The sequence below is a fragment of the Bacillus sp. AFS059628 genome, assembly GCF_002571225.1.
In the GTDB taxonomy this organism is placed as follows: domain Bacteria; phylum Bacillota; class Bacilli; order Bacillales; family Bacillaceae_G; genus Bacillus_A.
This window is the reverse complement of sequence record NZ_NVEC01000050.1, coordinates 1-19,029: the sequence shown is the minus strand read 5'-3', so window position 1 is coordinate 19,029 and position 19,029 is coordinate 1. Positions and strand designations below refer to the sequence as shown.

The following is a 19,029-nucleotide window of genomic DNA, read 5'->3' as shown; positions in this document are numbered from 1 at the left end:
ATGATTGAAAACAATTGGAAAACGAAAATTATATTATTTTTGACCGCTCAAACGATTTCGTTATTCGGTTCATCTCTCGTACAGTACGCGATTATATGGTATATCACCTTAACGACATCGTCAGGGTTAATGTTGACCATTTCAACTGTTTCCGGTTTCTTACCACAAATTGCGATTTCTTTATTTGCAGGTGTTTGGATTGATCGTTACGACCGTAAAAAGATGATTATGTTATCGGACGGGGTTATAGCAATTGCTACATTAATTTTAGCAATTTTATTTTTAACAGGATATAAAAGTATTTGGTTACTTTTTATAGTATTACTCATTCGTTCAGCTGGGACAGGGGTACAAACGCCAGCTGTGAATGCATTAATCCCACAAATCGTTCCGAAAGATTACCTTATGAAAGTAAATGGGATGAATAGCAGTATTACATCTTTAATTATGTTTCTTTCTCCAGCAGCAAGTGCTGCAATTCTTTCTATTGCTAGTATTGAAACGACATTTTTTATTGATGTTATTACGGCTATGATTGGAATTAGTATTATGTTTATCATTCAAGTGGAGAGACATGTGAATGCAGAGAGTAAGCAAAAATCTAATCTACAAGGCATAAAAGAAGGCTTTGCTTATTTAAAAGAAAATATATTTATTAAAAGGCTACTCGTTTTATTAATCATTGTCATGATTTTAATAAGTCCAGCTGCCTTTTTAACACCTTTAATGGTAACTCGTTCTTTCGGTGCAGAAATGTGGAGACTTACTGCTAGCGAGATGACTTTTAGTGCGGGAGCGGCAGCCGGTGGCATATTGATTGCAGCGTGGGGTGGTTTTCGTAATCGTATGCATACAACAGCGCTAGCTTGTGCGTTGTATGGACTGCTTATGATTGGACTAGGAATCGCTCCGGTATTTATTATGTATTTAGTATTTAACTTTTTAATTGGTATAACAATGCCGTGCTTCAATACACCGGTTAACGTGTTATTGCAGGAAAAAGTAGAACCTTCCATGCACGGACGAATGTTTAGTCTTGTACAAATCGCTAATTCATGCGCGCTTCCTTTAGGAATGATAATATTTGGCCCATTGGCTGATATGTTTAGTGTAGAAATTTTGTTAATTTCAGCTGGGATATTCGTATTATTGTGTGCGATATATGTTGTAGTAAGCAAGGGATTTGAAGTATAAATATGTATGTTTGAAAAGGTTTGTGAGGCAATGCAAGATGCTTCGCAAACCTTTTTGTTTTAAATTTAGATAAATTTTTATTGTTAAACGATAAATAATTATTGAATTTTAATGTGTTTTTAGGTAGTATGATGTTAACAGTCTAAGGATAATTATATGAATGGAGGAGAATGTGAAATGATAAATAAATACGTAGTATCTATTTCTTTCATGATTTTAGCGATCATTTCTTTAACTATACATGCTTCAAATAGTAAAGTGGGGGCGAATGGGTTTCTTGAAGAACCTTTCTTTTTCCTAGTACCGATAAGTTATGTATTATTCTTGAGTGGTATTGGTGTATTACTATTTGAATTTATTGCTTCAAAGCTGAAAAAAAGTAATAGATAAAATGAAGTTTAAGTAGTGAGGGATCCATTAATCAGGACAAAATACTCACTATAAAATAGGAACATACTATATGGAAGAAAAATAATAAGTGAGCTGAATCATAATGAATCATTATTTTTATAGTGGTAGACAAGTGGGGGCAGCTATTACACTGGCAGGAGCTCAGGGGACAATTCATGCTGTGAATCAAGCAATTCAAATGCAGCAACAAGCATATTTTGCACAAATGATGCAAGGACCGTATATGTCGTACTCACAGCTTCCGATGCAAAGTGTACATTACGATGTGCAACCAATGGGCTTATTTTCTATTCCGTATGGCGGGACATATTTCTTATGAAAGAAAGCGACTGATTAGAGTCGCTTTCTTTCTTTATATTCCGCCTAGTTTCATTCCAAGGAATGCGAAGAGAATACCGATTATGTAAGTAGTGCTTATGTATAAAAGGAGTGTGCTACATTTTTTTAGATTGAGAAGCTGAACAGATTCTAATTTAAACGTTGAAAATGTAGTGAAGGCTCCCATAAATCCAGTACCTAATAATAATTGCCAACTTGTAGAGACACCGTTGCCAATTATATATCCGAGTAAAAATGCACCTGTTATATTAATGAGAAATGTAGCAATTGGAAAGGAAGTTTTATTTCTTTTTTTAAACCAATTGCTAATTGTAAATCGTGTAATCGCACCGAAAAAACCGCCTATTGCTACTAATAAAGCTTCCATCATAAGTGATCACCTTCCGTAAGGTGTTTCTTAATTAAGAAATCACCTAGTGTATAGCCAAGAGCAGACATAATGAGACCACCAAGTATGCTGCATGATACATATAAGAAAGCCGTACTCCATTCAGAATGATGGATTAATTGCACAGTTTCTACACTGAATGTCGAAAACGTCGTAAAGGAACCGATAAATCCAGTTCCAATGCCTGTGATAATCTGTGAAGAAAAGATATTTCTCCGAGCGATATACGTAGTTAGCCAAGCTAATAAGAAGCAGCCAGCTAAGTTAATAAGTAATGTAGCTAATGGAAATGAATGATGCCATGAAGTATGAATAGTAAGGCTTAAATAATAACGAGAGAGTGCTCCTAATATACCGGCAATGCCAACGATAATATAAATCAATATCTTCACCTCTTTAAAATAGTTTGCTCAAAAAAATAGACTCCTACCAGTATGTATACTGGTAGGAGTCATTAGCTAAGCAGCGATTATGGCGAACTCCATCGCCTATAATTATTACATATAGTGTACTAAAAATTTTATTGAATTTCCAGTGAAGAAGTGGAGTCGTTTTGTATATGTGTAATGGTTTAAGGTAGATAAAGATGCTTATAAACTAAATATAGTGATATAAGGTTTTCAATGTGATAAAATATTTCTTATGTCTGTCATTCAGTTTTTAGTTAACTGAAAATAAAGAAAATTTAGTTGTGTGTTTTAGAAAAGGGGCGTTTATTTGAAGAAGTTATTAAAAATAGTACTTATATGTATTTTGATAGGAGCTTGCATTTTAGGTGGGTTTTTAGCGTATATGACAATTACAAAAGAACAACCTGCTGATGTGATAAGCTTGAAGGTGGAAAATAATAAGGAGCGTGTATTAGCGTCTGAAAATGAGTTTAAAGTTACAACGTTTAATATTGGATATGGTGGATTAGATAAGGATCAAGATTTCTTTATGGATGGTGGAAAAGGATCTGGTTCAAGTAGTAAAGCGCAAACGGAAGTTAACCTAAAGAACATGCTTTCGTTTTTACAAAATGAGAATAGTGATTTTGCGTTATTACAAGAAGTCGATATAAAATCAATGCGATCATTTGATGTGAATGAGCATGAGTTTTTGAAAAAAGGATTACCTGATTATGCTTCATCGTTCGGAAAGAACTATGATACAAAATGGGTTCCCGTTCCAATTACAAGTCCAATGGGATATGCGGAGGCTGGATTAAGTACATTTTCTAAATATACAGTTCAAACAGCGAAGAGATTCCAGCTTCCTGGAATGGAGCCTTGGCCGAAGCGCTTATTCGATTTAGATCGAGCGATTGTTGAACATGCAATTCCTGTTAATAATGGAAAGCATGTTAGACTTGTAAACTTACATTTATCTGCGTACGATGAAGGCGGGAAAATTAGAAAACAGCAAGTAGAGTATTTAAAAGAATATATGAACAAGCATTATAAAAATGGTGATTACGTAATAATGGGCGGAGATTGGAATCAATTAGTTTCAAACGCTCAGTTAAGTGATCCGAAGTTTGTGAAAGAGCGTCCGGAATGGTTAGTAGAGTTACCAAAGGACTTTACTAATGGTGGCTTTAAGTGGGCTGTAGATCCATCTGTTATGACTGTGAGGGATGATGTGAAGAAATATGTGGAGGGTGAAAACTTCGTCACGATCATTGATGGCTTCATCGTTTCACCGAATGTGGAGATTGTAAATGTGCAAGGGAAAGATTTAAAGTTTGAAAATAGCGATCATAACCCAGTGAGTGCGGTATTTAAGCTGAAGTAATGAATTGCAGAAGGTGGGACTTTATATATGGAGTGGTTAAAGAAAACTTGTTTTTCTAACCTTGAGAAAGAATCACAGAAAAATCATTTATTGCTGTTTATTACGATTTGTAGTTTCTTCCTTGGGATAATCCTGATTGGGTATTACGGGTATATTTTTAGACCGAGTGTACTACCGTTTTGGATTTGTGGTATGTCTGTAGTTGTATTTGGAACAAGCTTTACATTTATAAAAAGTATGGAATCAGTGTATAAATATATCATGACATTTATGTTGCTTATAATGTCTTTCATTATGATACAAGCATTTAATGAAAGCCCGGCTGTATTTCAAATGGTTTACTTTACACTAGCGGTTTCACTTATTTATTTAAGTGAACGTCTCGTTATCATTCTTGGCGGAGTAGCGGTTGTGATCACATTTATTCTTTGTAGTTATTGGCCGGAGCAATTTTTTGCTTATACAGCCGCATCTGAAGCCGCAAACTTTGCAAGCTTGTTAGCAATCGTAACGATCGCTATGTGGGGTGTAACGAAGATTGGCTCTAATCTGTTAGCCCGCTTAAGTGATGAGAAGCAGGAAGTAATGAGGAAAGCTCAGGAGTTAGAAGAAACGCAAAGACTTATTGAGGAAACGGTTGTAAAACTAGATAGTAATTTCAATCATTTAAGACAAAATATGAATACATCGATGGAGTCGATGAGTGAAATTAATTTTGCTTTTGAAGAGGTGGCAGTTGGTACTCAATCACAATCAGAGATGATGCATCGTTCGGTGGAAGTATTGAATGAGATGGAGGGGAATATTGAACAAATCATTTCTCAAGTAAGAAATGCATCGATTCGTGTTGATGAAAGTTTAGAAATTTCAAAGGGTAGTGTACATACTTTGCGAAATTTTGAAGCGAATATGAGAAGTTTAAATGATGTTGTTTCACAATCAGGAATTATATTTAGAGATTTAATGATACAGTCGAAGCAAATTAATGAAATTGTAGATGTAATAACGAATATTTCAAGTCAGACGAGTTTGCTAGCTTTAAATGCAAATATTGAAGCGGCAAGAGCGGGTGAGCATGGAAAAGGGTTTGCTATTGTAGCGAATGAAGTATTAAAGCTGGCCGAAGAATCGAATCGTTCTGCGGGAAGAATTCAAGGTATTTTGAAGGAGTTTAGTAATCAAGCAAGTAAGGTGGAAGCGCAGGTAGAGAAATCAGAAAGAGTACAAGAAGAATGTAACGAAATGTTAGCAAGCGTTTTAACAAACGTAACGGATTTAGGAAAGTTCATTGATGCAATCAATGATGTAATGAGAGAAATCGTTGGTCATCAAGAAAGCTTCCAAGTTAAAACGACGAATATCGTAAAGGATGTTACACATGCTTCTAATGTAATTCAGCAAACTTCTGCGGCTACGGAAGAAGTGTTAGCAAGTGTGGAAGAAGAAAAACATCGAAATGACACATCAGTGAAGACGTTACATACTGTTAGTGAGCAAGTGAAGTTGTTAGAAGATATTTTAGAAAAGTAATATCACTTCAAAAGGGCACACTATGTGTGCTCTTTTTTCATTTAAACGAATACTTGAGCGGAATTTAATTGCTTTTCTGTTCGTTTTCTGCCAAGCTTAAGGAGATAAAGTGAGACTAATATCTACTTATTATTAGTTGAACCTCGCAAATAGCGGGATAAAATACTTCAAAGAAAGAATTATATAGGTGACGCATATGATCGAAGTTAAGACTTCTGAACTTAGTGATGGAGAATTTAATAGAGGTGTATTTGCAACTCGTGATATTAAAAAAGGTGAGTTGATACACGCAGCACCAGTTATCTCTTATCCGAATGAACAGCATGAACACATTGAGAAAACGTTGCTTGCTGATTACGCATTTGAGTATGGGGTAAATCATACGGCAATCCTTTTAGGATACGGTATGTTATTTAATCATTCATATACACCGAATGCGACGTATGATATTGTCTTCGAGAACCATACGTTTAACTTCTTCGCCTACAAGGATATAAAAGCGGGAGAAGAAATCTTAATCAATTATAATGGCGAAGTTGATAACGATGAGCTGTTATGGTTTGATAAGGAAAAAGAAGAGAACGAAAAGTAATTTATAATAAGTGATGAAAGGGAGGCTTTTACATAGGTAAAAGCCTCCCTTTTTAGTGATGAAAATAAAGTAAATATTACAAAAAAATACCACTTTATTTTCGTATGATATAGTAAGATACTGAAGGGTAGTGTGTTGAAAAAGTAATATATTTTACAAATTGTTGTCTTTCTGATGACATGTCAAGTTTAGTAGCCCATTTGGGTTGCTTTATTATGCAATATATATTTTAATATGAGTGGCACCTCTTATAAATTAAGAGGTTAATAGGTGTCTCGAATTGATTTTGGGTACACTGTATCCACCACTTTAGGTTCATTTCATGTATGTGGGGATATTATGGGCCCGTATAACGGGATAAAAAGAATATAGAAATAGAGGAATCGTAAAATGAATATGCAAGAGGTTTATGAATATTTAAGTACGGTATTGCCTGAAGGTCATGTGAAACAAGATGAAATGTTAAAGAATCATACGCATATTAAAGTTGGTGGAAAAGCTGATGTGTTCGTTGCACCGACAAATTATGATGAAATTCAAAAAGTTATTAAATATGCTAACGAATATAATATTCCAGTTACGTTTTTAGGAAATGGATCAAATGTCATTATTAAAGATGGTGGAATTCGCGGAATTACAGTAAGTTTAATTCACATTACAGGTGTTACTGTAACAGGAACGACGATTGTAGCACAGTGCGGTGCGGCAATTATTGATGTATCACGTATTGCACTAGAACATAACTTAACGGGTCTTGAGTTTGCTTGTGGTATTCCAGGTTCAGTTGGCGGAGCATTATATATGAATGCAGGTGCATACGGTGGTGAAATTTCGTATGTATTAACAGAAGCTGTCGTAATGACAGGTGATGGAGAGCTACGTACTTTGACGAAAGAAGCATTTGAATTTGGATATCGTAAGAGTGTATTTGCGAACAACCATTACATTATTCTTGAAGCGAGATTCGAACTTGAAGAAGGTGTATATGAAGAAATTAAAGCAAAAATGGATGATTTAACGTTCAAACGTGAGTCAAAACAACCTCTAGAATATCCTTCATGTGGTAGCGTATTTAAGCGCCCACCAAATAACTTTGCTGGTAAACTAATTCAAGAATCAGGGCTACAAGGTAAGCGAATTGGCGGAGTGGAAGTTTCTCTAAAACACGCTGGATTTATGGTGAATGTTGATAACGGAACAGCACAAGATTACATTGATTTAATTCACTTCGTACAAAAGACTGTTGAAGAGAAATTTGGCGTGAAGTTAGAGCGAGAAGTAAGAATTATTGGAGAAGATAAAGAATAAACTCTACGTATGAAACTGTGAATTATTTCAAAATAATATTTAGGTATTGTTGACAATTTGTTTGCGATTCAATATAATGGCTAATAATTTAACAAATAACATACGTTGAAAGAGCCCAGTAGCAGTTTGTCACTGTTAACGAGAGAGCTAGGGGTTGCTGGAACCTAGCACAAACAAACTTGCGAATTACACTCTGGAGTATCTTAGGTAATGCTAAGCGGATTGGCAATCGATATTATTGCTAAGAGTGGTATGAGTAGCTATGCTATTTATACAAACTGGGTGGTAACACGGTGAATAATCGTCCCTATGTCATAGACATAGGGATTTTTTGTTTTCAAAAAAATAGAGGGGATGAAAAAAGATGAACATTATTGATGAATTAGAATGGCGCGGTGCCATTAATCAACAGACGGATGAAGAAGGTTTACGTAAGCTAGTAGAAGAGAAAAAGATTTCACTATACTGCGGAGTTGATCCGACTGGTGATAGTATGCATATCGGACATTTGATTCCGTTTATGATGATGAAGAGATTCCAGTTAGCTGGTCATCATCCAGTTATTTTAATCGGCGGGGCAACAGGGACAATAGGTGATCCGAGTGGACGTCAATCAGAGCGTCAACTTCAAACGTTAGAAGTCGTTCAGCATAACGTGGATGCGTTAACAGTGCAAATGAAAAAGCTGTTTGATTTTGGCGGAAATAGCGAAGTGAAGATGGTTAATAACTACGACTGGACACATGAAATAAACATTATCGAATTTTTACGTGATTACGGAAAAAACTTTAGCATTAATAGCATGTTAGCGAAGGACATTGTAGCAAGTCGTTTAGATACAGGAATTTCTTTCACAGAATTTACGTACCAAATCTTGCAAGCGATGGACTTCCATCATTTATACACGAAAGAAGATGTTCAACTACAAATTGGTGGTAGTGACCAATGGGGAAATATTACGAGTGGTTTAGATTTAATTCGTAAGTTAGAAGGGCACGAAGCGAAGGTATTCGGATTAACGATTCCGTTATTATTGAAATCAGATGGTACGAAGTTTGGTAAATCAGCAGGTGGTGCAGTTTGGCTTGATCCTGAAAAAACAACACCGTTTGAATTTTACCAGTTCTGGGTAAATACAGATGACCGTGATGTCGTTAAATACTTGAAATACTTTACGTTCTTAACGAAAGAGCGCATCGATGAATTGGCAGTGAAGGTAGAAACAGAGCCTCATAAACGTGAAGCACAAAAAGTATTAGCGGAAGAAATGACGAAATTCGTTCATGGAGAAGAAGCGTTCCTGCAAGCTGTGAAAATTACAGCAGCGTTATTTAGCGGAGATATTAAATCGTTAACAGCCGATGAAATTGAGCAAGGCTTTAAAGAAATGCCAACATTCCAGTCTTCAAAAGAGACGAAAAATATCGTAGAATGGCTCGTTGATTTAGGAATTGAACCATCTAGACGACAAGCGCGTGAGGATATTAATAATGGAGCTATTTCTATGAATGGTGAAAAAGTAACGGATGTAGGTACGGATGTGACTGTAGAAAATTCATTTGATGGACGATTTATTATTATTCGTAAAGGGAAGAAGAACTACAGCTTAGTGAAGTTAGGAGAATAATTTGTGCGAAAGGATGGGAGTAGAAAGAATACTTCCATCCTTTCATATACACAATTTAGACATAAAATAATCAGTAAATTTAGATAATTTAAAGGGTTATATTATACATCTGCCGAATAAATAAGTTAGAGGGAATTACGGACTAAAAAAGCCCGAATCATGCAGGGCATGATTCGGGCTTCTATTCAGATTAGTAAGCTAAGCTGAATAGACCTTTAATGTGTGATAAGTAACGAACGTTACTTGCTTCTTTCATTAATGATGCTGGTAAGCCTTTAAGTGGAGTATTGCTTGCTCCGATTGTAGCAACAGCATCTTTACGTCCTAGACTAGCAAGTGTTCCAGAGTTTACAGGTGCGAACTCTTCGAATGCTTTGCCTTCTAGTGCTGCGTATAAGTTGTATCCAATTAACTCACCCATTTGCCAAGCGATTTGTGCAGTTGGTGGGTATGGACGTCCGTCTGGAGCGAAGACAACAGCGCTGTCTCCAGCAACGAATACGTTTTTGTGAGAAGTAGATTGTAGGTATGCATCAACTGTTGCACGACCACGGTTTACTTCAAGACCTGATTCACCGATTAGTGGGTTACCTTGAACGCCACCTGTCCAAACGAATGTGTTAGCAACAAGTTTTTGACCGTCTTTTAAGTCGATTTCGTTGCCAGCAACGTTTGTTACAGGAAGACCTGTTAAGAATGTAACACCGCGTGCTTCTAGGCTAGTAGTTGCACGTTCGATTAAGTGATCTGGTAATACTGGAAGGATTTTTGGACCTGCTTCAACAAGAAGAAGTTTAACTTCTTTTGGATTTACGCCGTGGCTTTTTGCAAGTTTAGGCATAATGTCAGCAAGCTCACCAACTAGCTCAACACCAGTTAATCCGCCACCACCGATTACGATTGTAGCATCAGCTTCGTTTTTCGATTTCGCGTATTCACGAATACGGTCTTCAACGTGTTTGTAGATTTTGTTTGCATCAGCAGCAGATTTTAATACCATGCTGTTTTCTTCTAGTCCTGGAATACCGAAGTAAGCAGTTTTGCTTCCTAAAGCAACTACAAGTGCATCGTAAGATAAAGTAGTGCCACCAGCTAGTTTGATTTCTTTGCTATCAACTGAGAATGACTCAACTGTTGCGATTTTAAGATCGATATCTTTACCTTTGAAAAGCTTTGTAAGTGGCATTGCAACTGCTTGCTCAGACACGTTACCAGCTGCAAGGCGGTGTAGTTCAGTGATAATTTGGTGCGTTGGGTATTGGTTGATCACTGTAACTTGTGCTTCTGATTTGCTGTAATATTTACGTACGTTTAAAGCGGCAAGAAGACCGCCATAACCAGCGCCTAAGATGACAATTTGTTTTGACATAGTATGATATCCCCCGTCTTTACTAATTGTTGTTATAAGTTAACTTATTTATTGTTACGTTCTGCACTAATTTGAAGATATGCGTTCACAAAGCGGAACATTTTTTGTGCTTGTGGGTCTTTTAATAATTTTAATAGACCGAACAGGCCGATAACTTCGTTGCTTTCGTCAGCACGATCTTTCGCTTCGATTGCAGTAGCAGCCATGCTTTTCACTGTATCTTTTACAGGTTCTACAAGCTCTGTGATTGCACCAACAGTGTCGCTTTTTAATACTTCATCGGTAGCAACAGTTTGAGCGAAGTCATAAGACTTAGTTAAAATGTTAACAAGCTCAGTTAATTTTGGAAGCTGTTCTACTAGTGTAGTTAATGATTCTTGTACCTCAGGTTTTAACAACTGATCAAGTACATCAAGTTGTCCTTGGCTAGCAGAAATTTGTACAGTTTCTTGTTCTGGCTTTGTTTGAGTCATAGTTTCTGGCATCTCCAATTCTCCTTTACGATAGCAATACTCTTATTTTTGATAGGTAAGATAGTAAACGTTTGCGAAACTTTATACAAAGTTTCACAAAACACAATAAAATGCCTTTAAATTTATGTCAGCAAGTAAGCTGAAATCATAAACCCAAAACCATAATGTCCTACCTATTATTTATGAACTGTCCGATACATGGCTTGTCCGCATAATGGAAAGTTCCTTTATCGGAAAGTGTATATAATATATATCCTATATTATATACTATATACACCTATGTTAACATAAAAATGATTCCTAATTATTTGATATTACGTGTATAACGTAGTACTGACAAGGCATGAAAGCGCATAAATTATTTTGTTAAGGTTAGAAATGTACGTATATATAAAGAAAAAAGGAAAAAANNTTTTTTCCTTTTTTCTTTATTCGCCTTCTGTTATTAGCATCGATGTGTTACCGCTTTTTTCAAGATGGCATTCGCCCCAAGTACAAAGGGAATCGAGAATGGATTCTAAAGACCAACCGTAGTCTGTAAGGGAATATTCTACTTTCGGTGGTACTTGATTGTATACCTTTCTTTGAATAACTCCATCTTCTTCTAGTTCGCGTAATTGCTGCGTTAACATTTTCTGTGTAATACCAGGCATGAGACGTTTTAATTCACTCGTTCTCTTTGTACCTTTCGTTAAGTGACAAAGAATAACGACTTTCCATTTTCCACCGATAACCTCTAAAGTCGCTTCAACGGGAATGTTATATTTCTTCATATTAAAATCTCCTTTGATGAATGTAGATGTCAGTTCTCCAACAAAAGAAGCTAAATCATTTAAATGTTACTAAAAAGTACCTATAGCACTTTAAAGTACGTACTTTTTATCATGTTGAATATGTTCCATAATAGCATACGTAAGAGGGAAATGAGTAGTACGGTACTAAAAAGTGCCTATGTTACTTTTGGGTACCTATCGTACTTTTAAGTGCGTTCTTCAAAAAAAGAGTGAAGCCATTCATAATAGCATATATGAGCAGTAATTTTATTTTGTAGAAGAAAAAAGGCCTTTTTTCATACTATTATGATTGGATTTCTCGTATTAAGGAGGAGTTCAATTGAATTCATATACAGTATCTTCTTCGGCAGTACAGACGAATCGGAGAAGTATGTTTGCTTTATTAGCACTAGCCATTAGTGCGTTTGGAATTGGTACAACCGAATTTATTAGCGTCGGTTTATTACCATCTATTTCAGAGGATTTACATGTTTCTGTTACAACAGCGGGTTTAACCGTTTCTTTATATGCGTTAGGAGTAGCGTTCGGTGCTCCAGTATTAACGTCATTAACAGCTAGTATGTCGCGAAAGACGTTATTAATGTGGATTATGATTATTTTCATTATTGGTAATGGAATTGCAGCGGTGGCAACAAGCTTTACTGTGTTGCTTATCGCGAGGGTTGTATCTGCGTTTGCGCACGGCGTTTTTATGTCGATAGGATCGACAATTGCGGCTGCGCTTGTACCAGAGAATAAGCGTGCGAGTGCAATTGCATTTATGTTTACTGGTTTAACCGTTGCGACTATTACAGGTGTACCAATTGGAACGTTTATCGGTCAACAATTTGGTTGGAGAGCCTCGTTTATGGTAATTGTGGTAATTGGGATCGTTGCTTTAATCGCCAACAGTATGCTAATTCCTTCTAACTTAAAAAAAGGTACGTCTATATCATTTCGCGATCAATTTAAGCTGATTACGAATGGGAGACTATTACTTGTATTTATTATTACTGCATTAGGATACGGGGGAACATTCGTAACATTTACGTATTTATCTCCGCTATTACAAGAAGTAACAGGATTTAAAGCAAGTACCGTTACAATTATTTTGTTAGTGTACGGAATCGCAATTGCAATCGGCAACATGGTCGGCGGAAAATTATCAAATCATAATCCGATTCGAGCATTATTTTACATGTTCTTTATTCAAGCAATTGTATTATTTGTTTTCACGTTTACAGCGCCGTTTCAAGTCGCTGGACTCATCACAATTATTTTCATGGGACTATTCGCATTTATGAATGTTCCAGGGCTACAAGTGTATGTCGTTATATTAGCTGAACGATTTGTACCTAGCGCTGTTGATGTGGCATCCGCGATTAACATTGCAGCGTTTAATGCGGGAATCGCTCTCGGTGCTTATTTAGGAGGCATTGTTACGAACTCGTTAGGATTAATTCATACAGCTTGGGTAGGCGGAATTATGGTAGTAGGCGCTGTTATTTTAACAGCGTGGAGTATGACATTAGAAAAAAGAGATCAAGTAAAATAAGGGAGAGAAAATATAATGAAAAATTTACAAAGTACAACAACATTGCATAACGGTGTAGAGATGCCTTGGTTCGGTTTAGGTGTTTTTAAAGTAGAAGATGGGCCAGAACTTGTAGAGGCTGTGAAATCTGCGATTAAAGCAGGATACCGCAGTATCGATACAGCTGCGATTTATGGAAATGAGAAAGCTGTAGGAGAAGGAATTCGCGCAGGTATAAAAGAAGCAGGCATTTCTCGTGAAGATTTATTCATTACTTCAAAAGTGTGGAATTCGGATCAAGGATATGAAACGACACTTGCTGCATATGAAGAAAGCTTAAAAAAATTAGAGCTAGATTATTTAGATTTATACCTTGTTCATTGGCCTGTAGAAGGGAAATACAAAGATACGTGGAGAGCGTTAGAAACACTTTATAAAGAAGAACGCGTACGTGCAATTGGTGTAAGTAATTTCCAAATCCATCATCTGCAAGACGTACTAGCAGATGCAGAAATGAAACCGATGATTAACCAAGTGGAATATCACCCTCGTTTAACGCAAAAAGAATTACAAGCGTTCTGTAAAGAGCAAGGTATTCAAATGGAAGCATGGTCACCACTTATGCAAGGTCAATTGTTAGATAACGAAACATTGCAAGAAATTGCTCATAAGTATGGTAAAACGACAGCTCAAATCATTTTACGCTGGGACCTTCAAAATGAAGTTGTAACAATTCCGAAGTCAACGAAAGAACACCGAATCATTGCAAATGCCGATATATTTAATTTCGAATTAACGAAAGAAGATATGGAGAAAATCGACGCGTTAAACGAAAATCACCGCGTTGGTCCAGACCCTGATAACTTTGATTTCTAAACATATAGTGGAGAAGAAGAGTGCAAACAGTTTGCACTCTTTTTTATTTTGTTTATGCATAAAAATTTTTTCTAACTAAATACTACTTATTAGTAAATTTGTTATTTCATAAGGGGTTGTAAACATGAATATAAAGCAATCGTTCAAACTTTTGGCTGTGTTTTTAAGTGTTTTATTTGTGTTATTTCCGCTGCAAAAAGCATTCGCGGAAGTTATGGATCATACAAAGTATCAGATGGATTGGAGTTATAGTAAGTCAAAGAAGAAACCAATTCGAACAGAGCTTATTAAAACAGCAGATGGTAAAATTGCCTTTTGCTTAAATGTAGATTTGAAATCTCCGAGCGGTCAAGATTTACCGGAAATGGGAAAAGTGGATATTAATGTGTACCGTGTACTATTAAATGGATATCCACAAAAGAGTCCACAAGAATTAGGCGTTTCTGATTGGAGAGAAGCGCATTATGCAACGCAGCTTGCAGTATGGAATGCATTAAAACAAATCGATATTAACGATTTAGATTTTCGTAATAAAAATGTAGAAAAGCTAACGAAAGAGATTGTTGCAAAAGCAAATGCTAGTGAAGAATTACAAGAAATTACGATGAGTGTCATACCATCAGAAGAACAAGAAGCAGTATTGAAAAATGATTTCTTTGAAACAGGTTTATATACAGTAGAAACAAATGCGAAAAGCGGAACGTATAAAGTGCAAGCAACAGGTGCACCAGCGGGTGCGAAGTTTGTAAATGAAAAAGGCGAAGCAAAAACGGAATTTAATGTAGGAGAAAAGTTCCGTATCTTAATTCCGAAACAAACACCAGCTGGTGGATTTAGCTTTAAAGTATTAGGGAATTTAACAAAGTTACAAGGGATTGCACATAAAGGTACACCAACAATTCAAAATGCAGTCGTATTACTTGAGCGCAGTGAAGAAAAAACAAGTCCAGAGTTATCGGTAAGTTGGAAAACAACAAATGGACATGATAATAATAAACCGCATACTCCAAACGAACCACATAAACCGAATCAAAAGAGATAACGAAAAAGCATTGGCTTGTGCCAATGCTTTTTTATATGAATAAAAAATTATATCAGGAAAATTAAATGAAAGATAATAACACTATTTGTACAGTATAAACTTTATTTCGGAATAATATAAATATAATAAAATTCTAACGTTACGATTAATAGATTATATTCACGAAATTGTAACATTATTCTAATTGAAAAGGCTATCTAACAAAGTAGAAAGCGTGTAAAATTCAGTTGGAAAAACTACCTATAGATGGTCATATATGAAGGAAATGTAAGATTATATTGTTATTCATAACTTTAGATGTATAGATGACAATACTGAAATATATCTTTTACTATTCTCTTTTTATGTAGAGAGAACTCATCACAAGTAGAGGGAAGTGAGGAGGATACAGTACATAAAAATTTTATAATGTAGGAAAGCGAATACATGGAGAAAAATGCGGTAGTAAATGATACAGGTGCGCGAGGTGTTAGTCTATTCATTAAATGTTTTTATAGAGATAATAGGATGCCTTATTAAATGAATATATAGGATATTTTTTCTAAATAAAGGAACAGGGGACACAGATTATGTCGAAGAAAAAGACGAGTAGGGTATTAGTGGCTGGAATATGTATATCTACATTATTATCGCCAGTAGCTTTCGAAGCATCGAAAGGATATGCAGCACCTTTGGAAGAAAATAAAGGTGGGAAATTAGAAGAGGTTACAGAGAATAAATTTGAGCAGAGAGTGTTTCAGTTATTGGGGAAAGGTAGCGTAGATGAAGAAAATAACCGTTTAAGAGTGAGTTGGAAACTGTCTGCGAATGAGCCAACTGGAATTTATGCAGGGCCAAATGAAGAGATTACAATTGACATAAAAGGAACGCAGTCTATTCAAGCTTTTATAGGAACGAGATCTTATGATGAAAAGGATCCGGAAGAGTTTAATTTAAAACCAGGGAAAAACGTTATTTCATCTCCAAGAGGCGGTATTTTATATTTTTATAATATGAATACCGAAGGGGAAGTAACAGCCTCAGTTACGAATGGTGGTAGTCACTTCCCTTTATTTATTTTAGGTAAGCATACGAAAAAAGATTGGGATGAAATGTTGAAGAAATATAAGAATCCTTATGCAGTTGAATTAAAAGGCGAGAGAAGTTTAATTACTACGAGTTATAATGCTGTTCAAGATCATATGAACGATACAGATCCGACAAAGTTAATGAAATTACATGATAAGATTATTCGTTTGGAAAATGCAGTAGCAGGATTATCTGAGGACGGTATTGGAGTTGCGAAATCTCCAAATCATTACGTTCAGTTTGTTGAAAAACGGAATCCTGATGAAGATGACTTTATGTTTGCAACAAATTATCATACAGGATATATTCCAAGCGCAATGAATAGAGTTTTAGATATAGAAGTGCTTGAAAAGGATGGCTGGGGACCATGGCATGAAGTTGGACATTTACATCAGCAAGAACCTTGGAAGTGGTCTAAAGTAAGGGAAGTCACAGTAAATATTTACTCATTAGCTGTTCAAAAGGCGTTAGGGAATCAATTAGAAATGGATGAGCACTATAAAAACTCATTTGAGTATTTAGAGAAGCCTAAAGCAGAAAGATTCATTGATGACATTAACCTTCTTACAATGTTTTGGCAATTAAATGTCGTTTATGGAGAACATTTCTATCCTAGGTTACATCAAGCTTATCGTTTGTTACCACAGAGTGAAATGCCTCATTCTGATGAAGAGAAAAAGCAAATGTTTGTGTATATGACATCAAAAGTGGCAGAGCAAAATTTAATTCCTTTCTTTGAGGAATGGGGATTGACGCCAAATGATGATATTAGAGAGAAAATAGAAAAATTAAAGTTACCTAAATTAGAAAAGGAAATCTGGAAAGCTACAGATAGTAATGATATTCGTGAGAAACAAGTTGAGCCGTATAAAGTTCCTTATGGTGAACCTGCTAATGAGGTGCAAAACCTTTTAGTTGGTACAGATTCTGACGAGAATGAAGCAAGTAAACTTGTTCGAAATTTAGGTGAGAATGTAAAAGTAACAGGAAAGATTGTATGGCCTAAATTAGAGAATGGGAAACAGGAAGTGTTAGTAGAAATTGAGGATGAGAAAGGAAATAAAAATTCAATTCCTGTCCAAGTTAATGGAGTTTATGATGACAGTATAGTTTTTCAAGGGCTTTCAGATGATGTAATGTCGACAGTGACACTTCACCACAATGAGAAGAAATTAGATGCAAACTTTACCAATAATGAGATACATTACCGTTTTGAAAAAGAAGAATATATGGGCTTAACGCTATACGATCGAAATGGGATTGAAAAGAAACGTGTATCAGCAGAAGGACAAGAAACAGGAAAAAGATTTGCGATGGAACTAAATGAATTGGATTTTGAATATGGTGATGTAGTAAAAGTATTCCATGCAGAACCAGGCCGTTTGAAGTGGTACCAAAATAATAAACTTGTAGATCAAGGGAAAGCTAAAAATAAAAAAGAAAAATTTTTTAAGATTACCCCGCAAGGCTTTGAATTAAAAGGTAGTTTACAAGAAGTAACGGTGAAACCACAGCAAGTAGTAGTAGGGACAGACGCTGAAAAACTAGATCCAAAAGCTTTTGTTGAAGTAAAAGACGGTGAAGTAATCGGCTTTGTAGAAAAACCAAATACAACAAAAATCGGTGAACAAAAAGTAAAAGTAGAAACGAAAGATCGATTTGGAAATAAGCAAGTGACGGAGGTTCCTCTAACAGTAACATATGGAGAGAGCCTACTTGTATATGGATTAAGCTACGGTACTGACGATATGAAGTCGATAATAACGTTACACCATGATACGAAAAAATTGAGTGCGACAGATACAAAGAATCTAATTCATGATTACTTTAAAGATGAAAAGTATTTTGAATTCACATTGTACGATAAAGAAGGAACAGTAAAGAAAAATATAGCGGTAAAAGGTTTAGAGAATACAAAAGCATTCGCTAAGGAAGTAAATGGACTTACATTTGAGTATGGAGATGTAGTGAAAGTATATCATGCGGAATCTTCTCGTTTACATTGGTATCAAAAAGATGTATATGTAGGCGAAGGAAAAAGTAAAGAGATAAAGGAATTAGTCTTCAAAATCACTGAAAATGGATTTGAAAGATTAGACAGCGAGCAAACAGTAAAAGCAAATCCGCAAAAAGTAGTAATCGGAACAAACAGCGAAACGCTAGACGCAAAGAAATTTGTTGAAGTGCAGGGTGGAGAAGTAGTAGGTTTTGTAGGGAAACCAGATACAACAAAAATTGGTAAGCAAACAGTAAAAGTAGAAACGAAAGATCGTTTTGGAAACAAAAAGGTAACAGAAGTGGCATTAGAAGTAACGTATGGAGATAGTCTTGTATACCAAGGGCTGGGTGATGATATTCGTTCTGTTGTAACGTTCAATCATGAAGATAAGCAACTACATGTAACGCATACAAATGAACAAATTCATAGTTACTTTAAAAACGAATTATATATGGGAATTACACTATATGATCAAAACGGAACGGAGAAAAAACATGTAACAGCAGAAGGACAAGAAACTTCAAAGAATTTTGCAGAGCAAGTGAACGGTACTTCCTTCCAGTATGGGGATGTAGTGAAAGTGTATCATGCCGAATCAGATCGTTTAATTTGGTATAAAAATAGTGAGTTAGTTGGAAAAGGAGATAAGAAAAAGTTTAAAGAAATTTCCTTTAAGATTACTCCGAATGGCTTAGAACAAGTGCAATAATAAAAAGAGGTTGTCCCAAAA

The 19,029-nt window shown here is 35.7% G+C and carries 17 protein-coding genes, 1 riboswitch and 1 other annotated feature; of the genes, 12 read left to right on the top strand and 5 right to left on the bottom strand.

Annotated elements, in window-relative coordinates; genetic code table 11:
- The 3 genes from COL05_RS17285 (at position 1) to COL05_RS17275 (ending at position 1,924) form a co-directional block, all read left to right on the top strand.
- The gene (locus COL05_RS17285) at positions 1-1,194 is read left to right on the top strand and encodes an MFS transporter (RefSeq protein ID WP_142337546.1); all 1,194 of its coding nucleotides are present in this window, start codon (positions 1-3) and stop codon (positions 1,192-1,194) included.
- Between the two features lie 156 nt (positions 1,195-1,350).
- Complete coding sequence (locus COL05_RS17280) at positions 1,351-1,584, top strand: DUF3955 domain-containing protein (protein ID WP_098669507.1); 234 nt, start codon at positions 1,351-1,353, stop codon at positions 1,582-1,584.
- A 100-nt stretch (positions 1,585-1,684) separates the two neighbouring features.
- Positions 1,685-1,924, top strand: coding sequence for a DUF3947 family protein (locus COL05_RS17275; protein ID WP_098669506.1), 240 nt, complete (start codon positions 1,685-1,687; stop codon positions 1,922-1,924).
- A gap of 33 nt (positions 1,925-1,957) precedes the next feature.
- On the opposite strand, the gene crcB (COL05_RS17270) is transcribed toward COL05_RS17275, so the two are convergent.
- Together crcB (COL05_RS17270) and crcB (COL05_RS17265) are read right to left on the bottom strand one after the other, a co-directional pair.
- Positions 1,958-2,314 (bottom strand): fluoride efflux transporter CrcB, encoded by a 357-nt coding sequence (crcB, locus tag COL05_RS17270; RefSeq protein ID WP_098669505.1) that lies wholly within the window; start codon positions 2,312-2,314, stop codon positions 1,958-1,960.
- On the bottom strand, positions 2,311-2,715 hold the full coding sequence (crcB, locus tag COL05_RS17265) for a fluoride efflux transporter CrcB (RefSeq protein WP_142337545.1): 405 nt from the start codon (positions 2,713-2,715) through the stop codon (positions 2,311-2,313). The genes crcB (COL05_RS17270) and crcB (COL05_RS17265) overlap by 4 nt, the downstream gene beginning before the upstream one ends.
- Positions 2,716-2,770: 55 nt before the next feature.
- Positions 2,771-2,830, bottom strand: a riboswitch (Fluoride riboswitch).
- 219 nt (positions 2,831-3,049) lie between these two features.
- Between crcB (COL05_RS17265) and COL05_RS17260 the strand changes: the two genes are divergently transcribed.
- From COL05_RS17260 to tyrS, 5 genes are all read left to right on the top strand, one after another.
- Complete coding sequence (locus COL05_RS17260; RefSeq protein ID WP_098669503.1) at positions 3,050-4,108, top strand: endonuclease/exonuclease/phosphatase family protein; 1,059 nt, start codon at positions 3,050-3,052, stop codon at positions 4,106-4,108.
- A 27-nt stretch (positions 4,109-4,135) separates the two neighbouring features.
- The gene (locus COL05_RS17255) at positions 4,136-5,638 is read left to right on the top strand and encodes a DUF4077 domain-containing protein (RefSeq protein WP_098669502.1); all 1,503 of its coding nucleotides are present in this window, start codon (positions 4,136-4,138) and stop codon (positions 5,636-5,638) included.
- A gap of 196 nt (positions 5,639-5,834) precedes the next feature.
- Positions 5,835-6,230 carry an SET domain-containing protein gene (locus COL05_RS17250; RefSeq protein ID WP_142337544.1) on the top strand — a complete coding sequence of 132 codons (396 nt, stop codon included), beginning with the start codon at positions 5,835-5,837 and terminating at the stop codon, positions 6,228-6,230.
- Positions 6,231-6,620: 390 nt separating this feature from the next.
- On the top strand, positions 6,621-7,538 hold the full coding sequence (gene murB, locus COL05_RS17245) for a UDP-N-acetylmuramate dehydrogenase (RefSeq protein WP_098669500.1): 918 nt from the start codon (positions 6,621-6,623) through the stop codon (positions 7,536-7,538).
- Positions 7,539-7,634: 96 nt separating this feature from the next.
- Positions 7,635-7,850: a binding site (T-box leader), on the top strand.
- 52 nt (positions 7,851-7,902) lie between these two features.
- The gene (gene tyrS / locus COL05_RS17240) at positions 7,903-9,165 is read left to right on the top strand and encodes a tyrosine--tRNA ligase (RefSeq protein ID WP_098669499.1); all 1,263 of its coding nucleotides are present in this window, start codon (positions 7,903-7,905) and stop codon (positions 9,163-9,165) included.
- 190 nt (positions 9,166-9,355) lie between these two features.
- Here tyrS and COL05_RS17235 read toward each other — a convergent pair whose 3' ends face one another.
- The 3 genes from COL05_RS17235 to COL05_RS17225 all read right to left on the bottom strand — a co-directional run bounded on the left by COL05_RS17235 (position 9,356) and on the right by COL05_RS17225 (position 11,780).
- Positions 9,356-10,534 carry an NAD(P)/FAD-dependent oxidoreductase gene (locus COL05_RS17235; protein ID WP_098669498.1) on the bottom strand — a complete coding sequence of 393 codons (1,179 nt, stop codon included), beginning with the start codon at positions 10,532-10,534 and terminating at the stop codon, positions 9,356-9,358.
- A 44-nt stretch (positions 10,535-10,578) separates the two neighbouring features.
- Positions 10,579-11,019 carry a DUF1641 domain-containing protein gene (locus COL05_RS17230; protein WP_001115309.1) on the bottom strand — a complete coding sequence of 147 codons (441 nt, stop codon included), beginning with the start codon at positions 11,017-11,019 and terminating at the stop codon, positions 10,579-10,581.
- 416 nt (positions 11,020-11,435) lie between these two features.
- Positions 11,436-11,780, bottom strand: coding sequence for a winged helix-turn-helix transcriptional regulator (locus tag COL05_RS17225; protein WP_025966858.1), 345 nt, complete (start codon positions 11,778-11,780; stop codon positions 11,436-11,438).
- Between the two features lie 391 nt (positions 11,781-12,171).
- Here COL05_RS17225 and COL05_RS17215 point away from each other — a divergent pair, with 391 nt between their 5' ends.
- From COL05_RS17215 to COL05_RS17195, 4 genes are all read left to right on the top strand, one after another.
- Positions 12,172-13,335: an MFS transporter gene (locus tag COL05_RS17215; protein WP_180233463.1), complete on the top strand. Its 1,164-nt coding sequence runs from the start codon at positions 12,172-12,174 to the stop codon at positions 13,333-13,335.
- A 15-nt stretch (positions 13,336-13,350) separates the two neighbouring features.
- Positions 13,351-14,190 (top strand): aldo/keto reductase, encoded by an 840-nt coding sequence (locus COL05_RS17210; RefSeq protein WP_098520863.1) that lies wholly within the window; start codon positions 13,351-13,353, stop codon positions 14,188-14,190.
- A gap of 124 nt (positions 14,191-14,314) precedes the next feature.
- On the top strand, positions 14,315-15,232 hold the full coding sequence (locus COL05_RS17205; protein WP_098669496.1) for a thioester domain-containing protein: 918 nt from the start codon (positions 14,315-14,317) through the stop codon (positions 15,230-15,232).
- A 569-nt stretch (positions 15,233-15,801) separates the two neighbouring features.
- Positions 15,802-19,008, top strand: a complete 3,207-nt coding sequence (locus tag COL05_RS17195; RefSeq protein WP_142337543.1) for a putative mucin/carbohydrate-binding domain-containing protein — start codon at positions 15,802-15,804, stop codon at positions 19,006-19,008.
- Positions 19,009-19,029 lie beyond the last annotated feature (21 nt).

Coding starts and splice junctions, on each gene's coding strand:
- COL05_RS17225 (WP_025966858.1), bottom strand. CDS start 11,780: ATGAAGAAATATAACATTCCCGTTGAAGCGACTTTAGAGGTTATCGGT.
- COL05_RS17280 (WP_098669507.1), top strand. CDS start 1,351: ATGAATGGAGGAGAATGTGAAATGATAAATAAATACGTAGTATCTATT.
- murB (WP_098669500.1), top strand. CDS start 6,621: ATGAATATGCAAGAGGTTTATGAATATTTAAGTACGGTATTGCCTGAA.
- COL05_RS17195 (WP_142337543.1), top strand. CDS start 15,802: ATGTCGAAGAAAAAGACGAGTAGGGTATTAGTGGCTGGAATATGTATA.
- COL05_RS17250 (WP_142337544.1), top strand. CDS start 5,835: ATGATCGAAGTTAAGACTTCTGAACTTAGTGATGGAGAATTTAATAGA.
- COL05_RS17285 (WP_142337546.1), top strand. CDS start 1: ATGATTGAAAACAATTGGAAAACGAAAATTATATTATTTTTGACCGCT.
- COL05_RS17230 (WP_001115309.1), bottom strand. CDS start 11,019: ATGCCAGAAACTATGACTCAAACAAAGCCAGAACAAGAAACTGTACAA.
- crcB (WP_098669505.1), bottom strand. CDS start 2,314: ATGATGGAAGCTTTATTAGTAGCAATAGGCGGTTTTTTCGGTGCGATT.
- COL05_RS17210 (WP_098520863.1), top strand. CDS start 13,351: ATGAAAAATTTACAAAGTACAACAACATTGCATAACGGTGTAGAGATG.
- COL05_RS17215 (WP_180233463.1), top strand. CDS start 12,172: ATGTTTGCTTTATTAGCACTAGCCATTAGTGCGTTTGGAATTGGTACA.
- COL05_RS17235 (WP_098669498.1), bottom strand. CDS start 10,534: ATGTCAAAACAAATTGTCATCTTAGGCGCTGGTTATGGCGGTCTTCTT.
- COL05_RS17205 (WP_098669496.1), top strand. CDS start 14,315: ATGAATATAAAGCAATCGTTCAAACTTTTGGCTGTGTTTTTAAGTGTT.
- tyrS (WP_098669499.1), top strand. CDS start 7,903: ATGAACATTATTGATGAATTAGAATGGCGCGGTGCCATTAATCAACAG.
- COL05_RS17255 (WP_098669502.1), top strand. CDS start 4,136: ATGGAGTGGTTAAAGAAAACTTGTTTTTCTAACCTTGAGAAAGAATCA.